This is a genomic window from Streptomyces sp. NPDC002730 (genome assembly GCF_042888805.1).
Taxonomy (GTDB): Bacteria; Actinomycetota; Actinomycetes; order Streptomycetales; family Streptomycetaceae; genus Streptomyces.
The window spans coordinates 485,571-499,095 of sequence record NZ_JBIAQG010000002.1; the positions used below are offsets into that span (position 1 = coordinate 485,571).

Below are 13,525 nucleotides of genomic sequence, written 5' to 3' on the forward strand. Positions count from 1 at the left end.
GGCGGCCGCACCCCCTGGATCAAATCGGTTCCGGGTACGGGGGGCTCAGCAGCTTTGTTGACAATCGTTTCCAGTTTTGTTGAAAATGACTGTCATGAACGTACGCCGCCTCATACCCACCGCTGCCGCCGCCGGAGCCGTCACCCTCGGCCTCATGGCCGTCTCCGGCTGCTCCAGCTCCAATGCCGCCGACGGCAGCCGCGGCGGCAAGCTGAAGGTGGTGGCGTCGTTCTATCCGATGCAGTACCTCGCCGAGGAGATCGGCGGCGACCATGTCTCCGTCTCGACCCTCACCAAGCCGGGCGTCGAGCCGCATGAGCTGGAGCTCAAGCCCCGCCAGACCGCCGAGCTGAACGAGGCGGGCTACATCCTCTACCTCAAGGGCATCCAGCCCGCCGTCGACAAGGCCATCGCCCAGTCCGAGGCGAAGAACAAGGTCGACGCCGCCGGTATCACCAAGCTCGAGCACCACGGCACCGAGGGCGGCCACAGCCACGAGGGCGAAGAGGCCGGCCACGACGAGCACGGGCATACGGGCGAGGGCGAGGCGGGCGCCGACCCGCACATCTGGCTCGACCCGGTGAAGTACGCCGAGGTCGCCAAGGGCGTCGGAAAGTCCCTCGAGAAGGCCGACCCGGACCACGCCGCGGACTACAGGAAGAACACCGACGCGCTGGTCACGAAGCTCGACGGGCTGAACGGCACATACCAGCAGGGCCTGAAGAACACGGCCACCAAGACCTTCATCACCACCCACTCCGCCTTCGGCTACCTCGCCGAGCGCTACGGCCTGGACCAGGAGGGCATCGCGGGCATCGACCCCGAGTCCGAGCCCAGCCCGGCCCGTATCAAGGACCTCCAGGCCATCGCGAAGAAGGACAAGGTCACCACGGTCTTCTTCGAGACGCTCGCCAGCGACAAGACCGCCAAGACTCTCGCCAAGGACGCCGGACTGAAGACGGACGTCCTCGACCCGCTCGAAGGAATCACGGACAAGTCCAAGGGCGCCGACTACATCGAGGTGATGCAGTCCAACCTCGCCGCGCTGCAGAAAGCTCTCGGCGCGAAGTGACATCGATCGGTACGCACACACCGGAGGCCCGAGACATGGAGCCCGTCATATCCGTCCGCGGGGCCCAGGCCACGCTCGGCTCGCGCCCGGTACTGCGCGGCATCGACCTCACCGTCCAGCGAGGTGAGGTCGTCGCCCTGCTCGGCGCCAACGGCTCGGGGAAGTCGACGGCCGTGCGTTCCGTGATCGGTCAAGTGCCGCTCACCGGCGGCGAGATCGCCCTGTTCGGCACGGAGCTGCGCCGTTTCCGCGAGTGGACGCGCATCGGTTACGTACCGCAGCGCACGACAGCCGCGAGCGGTGTGCCCGCGACGGTGCGCGAAGTCGTCTCCTCGGGCCGGCTGTCGCGTACGAGGCTGGGCCGGCAGTCCCGCGCGGACCGGGCCGCCGTCCAGCGCGCCATCGAGCTCGTCGGGCTCACCGACCGCGCCAAGGACTCCGTGAACGCGCTCTCCGGCGGCCAGCACCAGCGGGTCCTCATAGCCCGCGCGCTCGCCTCCGAGCCCGAACTGCTGATCATGGACGAGCCGATGGCGGGCGTCGACCTGGTCAGCCAGGAGATCCTCGCCGGAACACTGCGCGAGCAGGTCGCGGCCGGGACGACAGTCCTGCTGGTCCTGCACGAGCTCGGACCGCTGGAGCCCCTGATCGACCGCGCGGTGGTGCTGCGCGACGGCTGTGTGGTCCATGACGGGCCGCCGCCGAAGGCCGTGGGCCAGCATGCGCTGCCCGGCCACGACCACGTACATCCGCATGCGGCCGACGAGCCGCTCCGCACGGGACTGCTGACCTGATCATGGAAATCCTCGACACTGCTTTCATGCAGCGGGCGCTCATCGCGGCCGTGCTGGTCGGCATCACGGCACCCGCCATCGGCATCTATCTGGTGCAGCGTCGCCAGGCGCTGATGGGCGACGGCATCGGCCATGTCGCGATGACCGGTGTCGGCCTCGGCTTCCTGCTGTCGACCAACCCGATCTGGATGGCGACGCTCGTCTCGATCGTGGGCGCAGTCACCATGGAACTGATCCGGATGTACGGACGCACTCGCGGCGATATCGCGCTGGCGATGCTCTTCTACGGCGGTATGGCCGGCGGCGTGCTGCTGATCAACCTCTCGGACACCGGCTCCACTGCCAATCTCAGCTCGTTCCTGTTCGGCTCGCTCTCCACCGTCTCCGACGCGGACCTCACCGCGATCCTGCTGCTGGCCGCCTTTGTGGTGCTGGTCTCGCTGGGGCTGCGCAGGCAGTTGTTCGCGGTCAGCCAGGACGAGGAGTTCGCGCGGGTCACCGGTCTGCCGGTGCGTGCGCTGAATCTCCTGATCGCGGTGACCGCGGCGGTCACCGTCAGTGTGGCGATGCGGGTGGTCGGGCTGCTGCTGGTCAGCGCGCTGATGGTGGTGCCGGTGGCCGCGGCGCAGCAGATTTCGCGGTCCTTCAAAGCCACGTTCGCGCTGGCGGTGGGGATCGGTGTGACGGTCGCACTGGCCGGAACGACCACCTCCTACTACCAGGATGTGCCGCCGGGCGCGACGATAGTGCTGCTCGCCATCGGCATCTTCGTGGTGCTGACCGCACTCGCCACACCGCTGGCGAGGCGGCGCGCGCGCACACTGGAGGCGAGCGGGGCGGAGTGCACCGTGGACATGCCCGGCACGCGACGGCCCGGCGACGACGTCAAGGTCTGAGCTCAGGCCTGGCAGAATGGCCCGACATATGTGCGGGCGAACGAGGAGGCACCTGTGGTGACGGCGCCAACCGGCGGAAATGCAGCCCCAGTGCGGGGCCGGTCGACCCGGCAGCGGACCGCGGTGGCAGCGGCGCTCGACGAGGTGGACGAGTTCCGCAGCGCGCAGGAGCTGCATGACATGCTCAAGCACCGCGGCGACTCGGTGGGCCTGACGACGGTCTACCGCACGCTGCAGTCGCTCGCGGACGCGGGCGAGGTGGATGTGCTGCGCACGTCCGACGGCGAGTCGGTGTACCGACGCTGCTCGACCGACGACCACCATCACCATCTGGTGTGCCGGGTCTGCGGAAAGGCCGTCGAGGTCGAAGGGCCTGCGGTGGAGCAGTGGGCGGAGACGATCGCGTCGCAGCACGGGTACGTGAATGTGGCGCACACGGTGGAGATCTTCGGTACGTGCGCGGAGTGCGCGGGCTCCTCGGCGGAGAGCTGACGGCTCCTGGGCGGAGGGCGGACCGGGTTTGAGGTCCGGGCGCCCTGGGGCGGCGCCCCCGCGATGTGATGGGTTGCCCGTCCCGGGGTGCCCGTCTCCCGGCTTGCCCGGTCCCCGGGGCGCGGGTTTGGCACGTCCCCCGGGGCGCGGGCGCTCGGGTGCCGTCTCCCCTGAGTGCCCCGTCCCCGGGGTGCGGGCTCGTGGCGCCCGGGCGCGCACCGAGCCGAGCGCGCACCGTTGGGCCGCTCCGGGGCTCGTGTCCTGGACTGCTTTCCTCACCGCGCTCCGCGCGAGCTGCGACGCTTTACGTCCAGAACACGACCCCTGCGCGTCCCCCGCCAGGGACAGGAGCGGGGCCGCTGGTCTGCCGCGCGAAGCTCACGCGGCGAGCCCTCGGACCGTCCTAGCTCTACGTCCAGAACACGACCCCCGCCAGGGACGGACTGGGCTTCTCGGGGTGCCCGTCGGCGTTGGGGCTTTGCCCCCGGGTTCGTGGCACGAGCCGCCAGCTCCGGGGGCATGGCCACGCGCCTGCGCTCTGCGGCGCGAAGCTGCCGCTCCGGGCATGTGGGGGGCGTCAGCCCCCGCGTACCCCTCCGACCACCCAGAGGGCCTGGGGGCACCGCCCCCAGTTTCGGGAAGGGGCGGGGTGGGGGAAATCCCCCCGCTCACGCAGACGTGCCCTCGGGCCGCCCCCGCATCGCCTCGAGCTCCTCGTTCGGGATCGCGCCGCCGAAGCGGCGGTCGCGCTGCGCGTACTCCAGGCAGGCACGCCACAGATCGCGGCGGTCGAAGTCCGGCCACAGCACGTCCTGGAACACCATCTCGGCGTAACTGCTCTGCCAGATCAGGTAGTTGGAGGTGCGCTGCTCGCCGCTAGGGCGCAGGAACAGGTCCACGTCCGGCATGTCCGGGTAGTACAGGTACTTGGCGAAGGTCTTCTCATTGACCTTGGACGGGTCCAGCCTGCCCGCCGCCACATCGCGCGCGATGGCCTGCGCCGCATCCGCGACCTCCGCGCGGCCGCCGTAGTTGACGCAGAAGTACAGCGTCATCTTGTCGTTGTCCTTGGTCTGCTCCTGGGCGACCTGGAGCTCCTGGACGACCGACTTCCACATCTTCGGCATCCGGCCGACCCAGCGGATACGGATGCCGAGTTCGTCCATCTCGTCGCGGCGGCGCCGGATGACGTCCCGGTTGAAGTTCATCAGGAAGCGCACCTCGTCGGGCGAGCGCTTCCAGTTCTCGGTGGAGAAGGCGTACAGGGAGAGGTTCTTGACGCCCATCTCGATGCAGCCCTTGAGTACGTCGAGGACGACGCCCTCGCCGACCTTGTGCCCCTCGGTGCGCGGCAGCCCGCGCTCCTTGGCCCAGCGGCCGTTGCCGTCCATGACGCACGCCACATGGTTCGGCACCAGCTCGCCCGGGATCTTCGGCGGGCGGGCGCCGGAGGGGTGCGGCTCGGGGACCTTGTACTCGCGGCGGGACCGGCCCAGGATTCCGCGTCGTGCCATGCGGTTCACATCTCCTATTTCTCTACTTCGACGTACCTCAGCGAGCGCAGGCCGCGCTCCAGGTGCCAGTGCAGATAGGCGGACACGAGCCCGCTGCCCTCCCGGACGTGGCGCGCCTCGCACGCGTCCGCCGTCGGCCAGTCACCGGTCAGCAGCGCGCTGAGCAGCCCGATGGCCTCCGCAGAGGGTACGACGCTGCCGGGCACCCGGCAGTCGCCGCATATGACGCCGCCGGCGGCGACGGAGAAGAACCGGTTCGGCCCGTGCAGGCCGCATTTCGCGCAGTCGTCGAAGCTGGGTGCGTAGCCGTTGACGGCGAGGGAGCGCAGCAGGAACGCGTCGAGGACGAGATTCGGGGCGTGCTCGCCGCGGGCGAGGGTGCGCAGGGCGCCGACGAGGAGGAGGTACTGCTGGACGGCGGGCTCCCCCTCGTGGTCGGTGAAACGTTCGGCGGTCTCCAGCATGGCGGTGCCGGCGGTGTAGCGGGCGTAGTCGGTGACGATGGCGCCGCCGTACGGAGCGATGGTCTCGCTCTGGGTGCAGAGCGGGAGCCCGCGGCCGACGAGTTCGCTGCCGCGCGCGAAGAACTGCACATCGACGTGCGAGAAGGGCTCGAGCCGGGCACCGAACTTGGACTTGGTGCGCCGGACGCCACGGGCGACGGCACGGACACGGCCGTGACTGCGGGTGAGCAGCGTGATGATGCGGTCGGCCTCGCCCAGTTTCTGGGTGCGGAGGACGACGCCGTCGTCACGGAACAGGCTCATGCGGTCATTGTCCCGTACGGAGCGCCGCCCACCGCCATCGGATGGTCAATCCTCCACGCGCTCCTCAAGGCGTACGGTCACCGAGTCTCCGGCCTCCTTGCCGATCGCCTTGCGTACGTCGGCCTTGACCGGCAGCTTGTGCGTGCCGTCGCCCAGAGCCATGAAGGAGCTCCGGAACGGGTGACCGTCAATCGTGCCCCGGACCTTGACCAGGCCCCGGGTGCCGAAGTACGCGACCGACTCGGGCCACACCAGATAGGTCCAGCCGCCCTTCGCAGGGCTCTTCTGCAGCGTTGCGCTGAATTGTTTGTCCATGCAGAGATGACGGCGCGAGGCGGCCGAACTCATCGCACCCCTCTGGATGCCTGGCGGAGCAGGTCCGGTCGGGTTTCGCGATGAACCATTCCATAGAAGAATTGGACAAACACCTCTGACGTGCAGGCCACGCCACCATTGCAGCGATCGGGGCCAGCGTGTCGTCCAGCGATACCAGGTCGAGTATGCACCCCTTCGGCACTACGAGCGCTGAAGGTGCGGCGGAGCGTGACGACGCACTGGCTGATGCCGTCCTCAAAGCCGTCGAGGTGACCGGGGCCCATGCGGGGAGTGTGTTCCTGGTCTCGCGCAACCGTCACACGCTGGTACTCGCCGCAACGGCCGGGATGCCGCCTTCCCTGCTCGGCGGCTGGCGGCGGATTCCTGTGAACAGTCCCATCCCCGTGGCGGAGGCGTTCCGCTCCAGGCGGACGGTCCATCTGGTCGACGCCGATGAGACCATGCGGCGATTTCCTCAGCTCGCAGTGGCATTGCCCTACCCTTTCGGCTCCGCCTCCGTACCGGTCACGGCGGGGCAGGAGACCTTTGGGTCCATGGCCGTGGTGTGGGCAGCCAGGGCGGACGGGAAAGGGCTGTCCAAGTCGCAGCGACGGCAGTTGCGCACCGCGGCCGGCCGCCTCGGCGTATCGCTCGCCGAACTGACCGCGCGCGGCGCCGACGTCGGGTGCGACATGGAGACCGTTCCGGTGGAGGTCCCGGTACCTTCCGCCTCGGCGGTACGGGTAGGCCTGTTCGACTGGAACCTCGACACCGGAGCCCTCGAAGCCGATGCCACGTTGTGTGCGATCTTCGGCCTCGCCCCGGACGAGTACGACGGACGAGCGGCCACGCTGGCGGCCCAGGTGCACCTCGCGGACCGTCCCGGTTTCCGGGCTGCCGCCCGCACTGCGGTCGAGGAGGGCCGCGTCCTCGCCCAGGACATGCGTGTGCCGGAGAAGGGCGGCGGTCACCGCACCATCGAGCTGTGGGGCCGGGTACCCGAGACCGCCGCCGGCCGGGAGGCGCGGCCCCATCTGGTGGGCGGGGTCCTTGACCTCGGGGCCGGTATGGCCGCCGTCGCGGCGATCGAACGTCTCACGGACGGCTTCTTCTCGCTCGACCGAGAGGGTCGTGTGACCTACGCCAACCACACTCTGGTGCGGTTGCTGCGCGTACGCAGGCAGGATCTGGTGGGCCGACGCCCCTGGGACGTCCTGCCGTGGCTGGCCGATCCCGCCTACGAAGACCGCTTCCGGGCCGCCAGGGTCTCCCAGCAGCCCGTCTCCTTCCTGGCCCAATCCCCCGACCAGTGGCTTGTGTTCTCGCTCCGCCCGGATGCGCAGGGCATGACCGGCTGGGCAGCGCCGGCCGGACAACCTGTCCCGGCCGGGGCCGAGCCCGGAGCACCCCCCGCGGAGCCAGGAGGGGCCGCCCCGTCCTCGTCGCGGCCCGCCCCGACGCGCCTGGGCGCCATCTATCGCGTCCTTCAGATGAGCAGCGCCCTGACCGAGGCGGTCACCGCGCGTGAAGTGTGCGATGTCGTCGCCGACCAGCTCCTGCCCGCGGTCGGCGGTCATCGACTGGCGATATACGTGGTGCACGAGCGGCACTTGCGTCTGCTGTCGCAGCGTGGCTACCGCGAGAGCTTTCTTGAGCAGTTCGAGGGCAGGTCGCTGCATCACGGCCACGGACCCCTGACCGTGGCGCTGACCTCCGGGGCCCCGCTGTTCATCGAATCGCCGGAAGAGTTCTTGCGGGCCTATCCCGGGCTCCACGCCGAGTCCAGATCCTTTGTGTTCCTGCCCCTGATCGCCTCCAGCCGCCCCGTGGGTGCCTGCATGCTCGGCTTCGACGAGGTCCATCGGTTCTCCGACGAGGAACGAAGCCTCCTCACCGCGCTGAGCGGGCTGATCGCCCAGGCACTGGAACGTGCCAGGCTCTACGACGCCGAATTCACCCTCGCCCGGGGCCTGCAGAACGCGCTGCTTCCGCACCGACTGCCCACACTGCCGGGCATCCGCGTCGCCGGCCGGTACCTGCCCGGTACCCGCGGGATGGACATCGGCGGCGACTGGTACGACGCGATCCCCACCGAGCGCGGCATCGTGCTGGTCGTCGGAGACGTCGAGGGACACAACGTCGCCGCCGCAGCCACCATGGGCCAGCTGCGAAGCGCGGTACGGGCCTTCGCCTCCGCAGGCCACCGACCGAGCGATGTGATCGCCAGTACCAACCGGCTGCTCCTCGACCTCGACCCCGGGCTCCTCGCCAGCTGCTGCTACGTCCTCCTCGACCCGGGTCCGGGAGTCGCGCGCGTGGTCCGCGCGGGCCACTGCCCGCCCCTGCTGCGCCGGCCCGACGGACACACCGAGATCCTGGATCTGCCGGGCGGCCCTCTACTCGGAGTGGAGCGCGCCGCCGACTACCCGGAATCGGAGCTGAGTCTCCTGCCCGGCTCGGTTCTGGCCCTCTATACGGACGGACTGATCGAGTCACGCGAGGCCGACATCGGTGTGGGTTTGGACAGGCTGCGGACCTCGCTGGCCCATGCCGGTGTGGGTTCCCTGGAAGAACTGGCCGACGCACTCCTGCGGGACGCCCGCCAGTCCCCGAACCGGATGGACGACATCGCGCTGCTCCTCACCACGTACACCCACACCTCGCGGCCTGCGCCCCCCGCCGGGTGAGCAGAAGTGGGCACAAGACCCCCCGCGGCCCCGTCCTCGTCATCAGAGCCGCCGGTTGGACCGCCTTCGCCGAGGGTGTCCGCCGCCGGGGGGCGTCATCTCCGCGTCCTTGTTGATGGCGCGGGCCAGGATGATCCCTATGAAGATCAGCCCGACGCCGAACCAGGACGCCGCGGCGTCGAAGATCAGGGAGACGACGCCCACCGGGATGATCAGGCCCGCCAGCGGGATCAGCAGGTTGCGCACCGGCGGCGGGGGCTCACCGGTGCGGTTCCGGCTGCGGACGACCTGTGGGTACCACTCGGTGAAGCTCAGCGCGGCGACGATCGCCGCGATCTGGATGATCCACGCGGTCCAGAGGTTGTCCGCGTTGTGCAGGACAAGGTCGCCGAAGCCGCCCGCGATGGCCGCCACGAGGAAGGCCGCGCCCCAGACGCCGGTGATCACATAGTTGATGCGGAGGAACTCCCGCGACCTCCAGTACTCCGGGCTGACCCGTTCCCGCCCGTACTGCATCGTGAAGGGCACCCGTACCACCATGGAGCCGAAGGCGATGACCACCAGCGCGAGGTTGGAGATCTCGCCCGCATACGTCTCCAGCCATGTGTGGGTTCCCGGCGAGGAGGCGGCTCCGACGGCGGCCAGTACGGCGAAGAAGACGACGTCCGACACCTCGAGGATCTTGAGCGAGGTGCCGCGGTTGAGCATCCGCGCCGCGATGAGGAGCGCCACCGACACCGCGAGGGCGAGGCCCACCGCCAGTTCGAAGCGGCCCGGTCCGACCAGGACCGAGAAGATGATCCACGGAGACATCCCGACGATCGGGCTCTCGAGCGCGGCAGCGAGACGGCCGCCGGGTGCCGTGCCTGCGACAGCTTTCATTGCGGGGGCCCCTTCGCCGGGCAGATCCTCCTGGTTTTCCAGCGTGCGGCCAGATCCCTCGCCGCGCTACAGGGGTTCATATGTCGCGCGGGGCGTCGACGATCTGGGACAGCGCCACCGTCAGCGCGTTCTCGCGGGTGAAGACATCCACCGCGCCGAGGCGGCCCAGCCACTCACGGGAGATGTCGATGTCCTCCTTGGTGCCGAGCCGGTGGACGTGGCCGCCGATACAGGTGTCCAGGTCCAAACGGGCGAGCTGCCCGCCTCGTGGTTGGCGCCGGGGTAGCTGAGCAGCAGGCGCTGGTCTCCGACGTCGAGCCGGTACCGGTCGGTGACGGTCACGGTGGGCATCGGGCGTGCGACGAGTGTGCTTCACCGGCCGGGGACGGGGCCCTGCGGGCGGCCCGCGAGCGGGAGGTTAGGGTTTCCTTACCCCGCCCCTCCCGGGTGCCGGGTCATAGATCAGGCTTATGGGTTCATAGGTACAGGGCGGGTACCGCGGTGGGAGCGCCGTTGCCAGGGTGGCGTAGGAGAGTCGGCTCCCTCCGCACGCGCCGGGCCGTCTCACCCACCGGGTCACGCCCAGTGGACCTCGTTCGAAGGGAACATTCATGCCCCGCCCTCTGCGGATCGCGATCGTCGGTGCCGGCCCTGCCGGGATTTACGCCGCCGACGCACTGCTGAAGTCCGAGGCCGCCGTCGAGCCCGGCGTCTCCATCGACCTCTTCGAGCGGATGCCGGCGCCGTTCGGCCTGATCCGGTACGGCGTCGCGCCCGACCACCCGCGGATCAAGGGCATCGTCACCGCTCTGCACCAGGTCCTGGACAAGCCGCAGATACGTCTCTTCGGAAATGTCGACTACCCGAGCGACATCGGCCTGGACGATCTGCGCGAGTTCTACGACGCGGTGATCTTCTCCACCGGCGCGGACGCGGACCGGGCCCTGGACATCCCCGGCATCGAGCTGGACGGCTCGTACGGAGCCGCCGACTTCGTGTCCTGGTACGACGGCCACCCGGACGTGCCGCGCACCTGGCCGCTGGACGCGGAGAAGGTGGCCGTGCTCGGCGTCGGCAATGTCGCCCTCGATGTGGCCCGTATCCTCGCGAAGACCGCGGACGAGCTGCTGCCGACCGAGATCCCGCCGAATGTGTACGACGGCCTGGCCGCCAACAAGGCCCTCGAGGTGCATGTGTTCGGGCGGCGCGGCCCCGCGCAGGCCAAGTTCAGCCCGATGGAGCTGCGCGAGCTCGACCACTCCCCGAACATCGAGGTCATCGTCAACCCCGAGGACATCGACTACGACGAGGGCAGCATCGCCACCCGCCGGGCCAACAAGCAGGCGGACATGGTCGCGAAGACGCTGGAGAACTGGGCGATCCGGGATGTCGGCGACCGGCCCCACAAGCTGTTCCTGCACTTCTTCGAGTCCCCGACCGAAGTCGTCGGCGAGGACGGCCGCGTGGTCGGGCTGCGTACGGAGCGCACCCAGCTGGACGGCACCGGCAATGTCACCGGCACCGGCGAGATGCACACCTGGGACGTACAGTCGGTCTACCGGGCGGTGGGCTATCTCTCCGACGAACTGCCCAAGCTCCCCTTCGACTTCCTCACCGGCACGGTCCCGCACGAGGGCGGCCGGGTCATCGAGGGCGGCGAGCACATGCAGTCGACGTACGTCACGGGCTGGATCAAGCGCGGCCCGGTCGGCCTGATCGGCCACACCAAGGGTGACGCCAACGAGACAGTCGCCAACCTGCTGGACGACCACGGCAAAGGCCGCCTGCACACGCCCGTCGCGCCCGGCGAGGACGCGGTCGTCAACTTCCTTGAGGGCAGGGGCGTTCGCTACACGACGTGGGAGGGCTGGCACCGCCTGGACGCGGCGGAGCGCGCGCTGGGTGCGGCGGAAGGGCGGGACCGGGTGAAGATCGTCGACCGTGAGGGCATGCTGCGGGCGAGCGAGGCGTAGGCCACTGGGGCTCCGCCCCGGACCCAGCGCCTCAAACGCCGACGGGGCTGGAATTTCCGCCGGACGGGCAGAACCTTCAAGCCCGTCCGGCGATTGAGGACACGCGGCCGAAGGTCGCGTACGGGGCCGGGGGCGAAGCCCCCGTCCGCGCCGCGGAGCCGGCCCCGGTCACCGACTACGCGTCGCCCGGGACCACCAGCCCCGACTCGTACGCCACGATCACCAGTTGGGCGCGGTCCCGGGCCCCCAACTTGCCCATGATCCGGCTGACATGGGTCTTCGCGGTGAGCGGGCTCAGGCCGAGCCGCTCGGCGATCTCGGTGTTGTTCAGGCCCCGGGCCACCAGCGCGAGGACCTGGCGTTCGCGCTCGGAGAGGCCGTCCGGGCCGCCGGTGGTGGGCGGATCGGACGGGGCGCGCAGCACGCGGGCGATCAGCCTGGACGTGGGGCCCGGGGAGAGCAGGGACTCCCCCGCCGCCACCGTCCTGATCGCGGCGAGGAGGTCGGCCGGCTTGGTGTCCTTCACCAGGAAGCCGGACGCGCCCGCGCGCAGCGCCTCGACGATGTGCTCGTCGGTGTCGTACGTGGTGAGCACCAGGACCTTGACCCCGGCGAGGTCGTCGTCGGCGGCGATCAGGCGGGTCGCTTCGATGCCGTCGAGTTCGGGCATGCGGATGTCCATGACGACGAGGTCGGCGCGTTCGGTGCGGGCGAGTTCGACGGCCTCAGCGCCGGTGCCCGCCTGGCCGACGACCTCCATGTCGCGGGCGGACTCGACGAGCATCGCGAAGGCCGCGCGTACGAGCCGCTGGTCGTCGGCGAGCAGTACCCGAATGACGCTCATGCCAGGGCCTCCGATTGCTGGAGCGGCAGGGCCGCCGCGACCTCGAACCCGCCGCCGTCGCGCGGGCCGGCTGCCAGTGTCCCCCCGACGCTGCGGGCGCGCTCACGCATCCCGACGATGCCGTAGCCGGAGCCTTCGGTGGCGCCGGGGGCGGTGCCGTCGTCGGTGACGGTGACACGGAGGTGGCCGTCGGCGGCTGCGACCGCGACGCGGATGCGGACGCCGGGGCCGCCGTGGCGTACGGCATTGGTCAGCGATTCCTGCACGATGCGGTACGCGGCGGCCTCGACGGCGGGCGCGATGCGCGTCCGGCCCGTACGCACCTCCAGGTCCGCCCTTGCCGCGCGTACGAGACCGGGCAGCGCGGACAGATCGGGCAGAGGTCCAGCGGCGTCCGGGCCGTCCGGGCCGTCCGGGCCGTCCGCCCTCAACACCTCCAGGGTGGTGCGGAGTTCACCGCGCGCCGTGCGGCAGGTGTCGGTGATGTCGTCGAGGGCCTTGGCGATGGCGGCGCGGTCGAGCCGGTCGGGATCGACGGTCAGGACATGGGAGGCGACGGACGTCTGCACGCCGATGAGCGTGATGGAGTGGGCGAGGAGATCATGCAGATCGCGGGCGATGCGCAGGCGTTCCTCGGCAACGCGGCGGGCGGCCTCCTCCTCGCGGGTGCGCTCGGCGCGTTCGGCGCGGCCGACGACCGAGGCGATGTAGCGGCGGTAGGTGCGCACGTCCACTCCGAAGATGAGCACGGCGAGGATCCAGCCGGAGGTGCGCAGTGTCTCCAGGCCCTGGTGGGAGTCGACTTGGAACATCACGGTCACCGCGGCGCCGATCACGCCGATGCCGATGAGGAAGGTGTGCAGGGGGCGGGCGGTGGCGGCGACGGTGTAGAGGGCGAGCAGCGAGCCGGGGACGGGCGCGATGTGGGTGTTGTCGGCGGCGTGGTACGGGACGATGCACACAAGTACGACGAGCAGGACGACCATGGGCCGGCTGCGCCGCCAGGCGAGGGCCACGACGCTGCCGGCCAGGAGCACCCACCCGAGCGCGTCGGGCCGGCGCCCTTCCTGGACGGTGAGCGCGAGCACGAGGGCGAGCACGCCCACGGCGGCTGCGAGGACGGCGTCGTTGCGCGCGCGGTGCGGCGAGGTGAGGGGATCCCGGCTTACGGCGGTGAGGACGCGCTCCCCGAGCCGGGGGCGGGCGGCTGTCTGTGGCTGCTGCACGTGTCCATCCTCCGGTAGACGTGCTGGGGCTCCGCCCCGGACCCCGCGCCTCAAACCCGGCGG

Annotated in this window: 13 protein-coding genes; 6 read left to right on the forward strand and 7 right to left on the reverse strand. The window is 70.2% G+C overall.

Annotated features, from left to right (window positions below):
• The first annotated feature begins 94 nt into the window (after positions 1–94).
• Genes ACFYXH_RS07100 through ACFYXH_RS07115 form a run of 4 tightly spaced genes read left to right on the forward strand, consistent with a single transcriptional unit; the run spans position 95 to position 3,254 of the window.
• Positions 95–1,072, forward strand: a complete 978-nt coding sequence (locus ACFYXH_RS07100; RefSeq protein WP_389561111.1) for a metal ABC transporter substrate-binding protein — start codon at positions 95–97, stop codon at positions 1,070–1,072.
• A 35-nt stretch (positions 1,073–1,107) separates the two neighbouring features.
• Positions 1,108–1,866, forward strand: coding sequence for a metal ABC transporter ATP-binding protein (locus ACFYXH_RS07105; RefSeq protein ID WP_389561112.1), 759 nt, complete (start codon positions 1,108–1,110; stop codon positions 1,864–1,866).
• A 2-nt stretch (positions 1,867–1,868) separates the two neighbouring features.
• Entirely contained in the window at positions 1,869–2,762 is an 894-nt protein-coding gene (locus ACFYXH_RS07110; RefSeq protein WP_389561113.1) for a metal ABC transporter permease, read from the forward strand.
• Positions 2,763–2,816: 54 nt separating this feature from the next.
• Positions 2,817–3,254: a Fur family transcriptional regulator gene (locus ACFYXH_RS07115; RefSeq protein ID WP_389561114.1), complete on the forward strand. Its 438-nt coding sequence runs from the start codon at positions 2,817–2,819 to the stop codon at positions 3,252–3,254.
• Positions 3,255–3,922: 668 nt separating this feature from the next.
• Here the strand turns inward: ACFYXH_RS07115 and ACFYXH_RS07120 are convergent.
• The 3 genes from ACFYXH_RS07120 to ACFYXH_RS07130 are packed head-to-tail and all read right to left on the reverse strand — an operon-like array spanning position 3,923 to position 5,850.
• Positions 3,923–4,768 carry an isoprenyl transferase gene (locus ACFYXH_RS07120; protein ID WP_327323507.1) on the reverse strand — a complete coding sequence of 282 codons (846 nt, stop codon included), beginning with the start codon at positions 4,766–4,768 and terminating at the stop codon, positions 3,923–3,925.
• A 14-nt stretch (positions 4,769–4,782) separates the two neighbouring features.
• Positions 4,783–5,535: a DNA repair protein RecO gene (gene recO / locus ACFYXH_RS07125; protein WP_327323508.1), complete on the reverse strand. Its 753-nt coding sequence runs from the start codon at positions 5,533–5,535 to the stop codon at positions 4,783–4,785.
• 45 nt (positions 5,536–5,580) lie between these two features.
• A complete protein-coding gene (locus ACFYXH_RS07130; RefSeq protein WP_389561115.1) occupies positions 5,581–5,850 on the reverse strand; it encodes a DUF1905 domain-containing protein in 270 nt (89 codons plus the stop codon).
• A 185-nt stretch (positions 5,851–6,035) separates the two neighbouring features.
• On the opposite strand from ACFYXH_RS07130, the gene ACFYXH_RS07135 reads away from it, so the two are divergent.
• Positions 6,036–8,537 (forward strand): SpoIIE family protein phosphatase, encoded by a 2,502-nt coding sequence (locus tag ACFYXH_RS07135; protein ID WP_389561116.1) that lies wholly within the window; start codon positions 6,036–6,038, stop codon positions 8,535–8,537.
• 42 nt (positions 8,538–8,579) lie between these two features.
• On the opposite strand, the gene ACFYXH_RS07140 is transcribed toward ACFYXH_RS07135, so the two are convergent.
• Positions 8,580–9,419: a hypothetical protein gene (locus tag ACFYXH_RS07140; RefSeq protein ID WP_389561117.1), complete on the reverse strand. Its 840-nt coding sequence runs from the start codon at positions 9,417–9,419 to the stop codon at positions 8,580–8,582.
• Between the two features lie 76 nt (positions 9,420–9,495).
• The gene (locus ACFYXH_RS07145; protein ID WP_389561118.1) at positions 9,496–9,666 is read right to left on the reverse strand and encodes a hypothetical protein; all 171 of its coding nucleotides are present in this window, start codon (positions 9,664–9,666) and stop codon (positions 9,496–9,498) included.
• Positions 9,667–10,030: 364 nt separating this feature from the next.
• Between ACFYXH_RS07145 and ACFYXH_RS07150 the strand changes: the two genes are divergently transcribed.
• The gene (locus ACFYXH_RS07150) at positions 10,031–11,392 is read left to right on the forward strand and encodes an FAD-dependent oxidoreductase (protein WP_389561119.1); all 1,362 of its coding nucleotides are present in this window, start codon (positions 10,031–10,033) and stop codon (positions 11,390–11,392) included.
• Positions 11,393–11,567: 175 nt separating this feature from the next.
• Here the strand turns inward: ACFYXH_RS07150 and ACFYXH_RS07155 are convergent, their stop codons facing one another.
• Together ACFYXH_RS07155 and ACFYXH_RS07160 are read right to left on the reverse strand one after the other, a co-directional pair.
• Complete coding sequence (locus ACFYXH_RS07155; RefSeq protein WP_327323513.1) at positions 11,568–12,236, reverse strand: response regulator transcription factor; 669 nt, start codon at positions 12,234–12,236, stop codon at positions 11,568–11,570.
• A complete protein-coding gene (locus tag ACFYXH_RS07160; protein ID WP_389561120.1) occupies positions 12,233–13,462 on the reverse strand; it encodes a sensor histidine kinase in 1,230 nt (409 codons plus the stop codon). The genes ACFYXH_RS07155 and ACFYXH_RS07160 overlap by 4 nt, the downstream gene beginning before the upstream one ends.
• Between the last annotated feature and the right edge of the window lie 63 nt (positions 13,463–13,525).

Excerpts from the sequence above, each read along its gene's own strand:
- ACFYXH_RS07135 (WP_389561116.1), top strand. The coding sequence starts at position 6,036 with ATGCACCCCTTCGGCACTACGAGCGCTGAAGGTGCGGCGGAGCGTGAC.
- ACFYXH_RS07110 (WP_389561113.1), top strand. The coding sequence starts at position 1,869 with ATGGAAATCCTCGACACTGCTTTCATGCAGCGGGCGCTCATCGCGGCC.
- ACFYXH_RS07105 (WP_389561112.1), top strand. The coding sequence starts at position 1,108 with ATGGAGCCCGTCATATCCGTCCGCGGGGCCCAGGCCACGCTCGGCTCG.
- ACFYXH_RS07100 (WP_389561111.1), top strand. The coding sequence starts at position 95 with ATGAACGTACGCCGCCTCATACCCACCGCTGCCGCCGCCGGAGCCGTC.
- ACFYXH_RS07140 (WP_389561117.1), bottom strand. The coding sequence starts at position 9,419 with ATGAAAGCTGTCGCAGGCACGGCACCCGGCGGCCGTCTCGCTGCCGCG.
- recO (WP_327323508.1), bottom strand. The coding sequence starts at position 5,535 with ATGAGCCTGTTCCGTGACGACGGCGTCGTCCTCCGCACCCAGAAACTG.
- ACFYXH_RS07120 (WP_327323507.1), bottom strand. The coding sequence starts at position 4,768 with ATGGCACGACGCGGAATCCTGGGCCGGTCCCGCCGCGAGTACAAGGTC.
- ACFYXH_RS07155 (WP_327323513.1), bottom strand. The coding sequence starts at position 12,236 with ATGAGCGTCATTCGGGTACTGCTCGCCGACGACCAGCGGCTCGTACGC.
- ACFYXH_RS07130 (WP_389561115.1), bottom strand. The coding sequence starts at position 5,850 with ATGGACAAACAATTCAGCGCAACGCTGCAGAAGAGCCCTGCGAAGGGC.
- ACFYXH_RS07150 (WP_389561119.1), top strand. The coding sequence starts at position 10,031 with ATGCCCCGCCCTCTGCGGATCGCGATCGTCGGTGCCGGCCCTGCCGGG.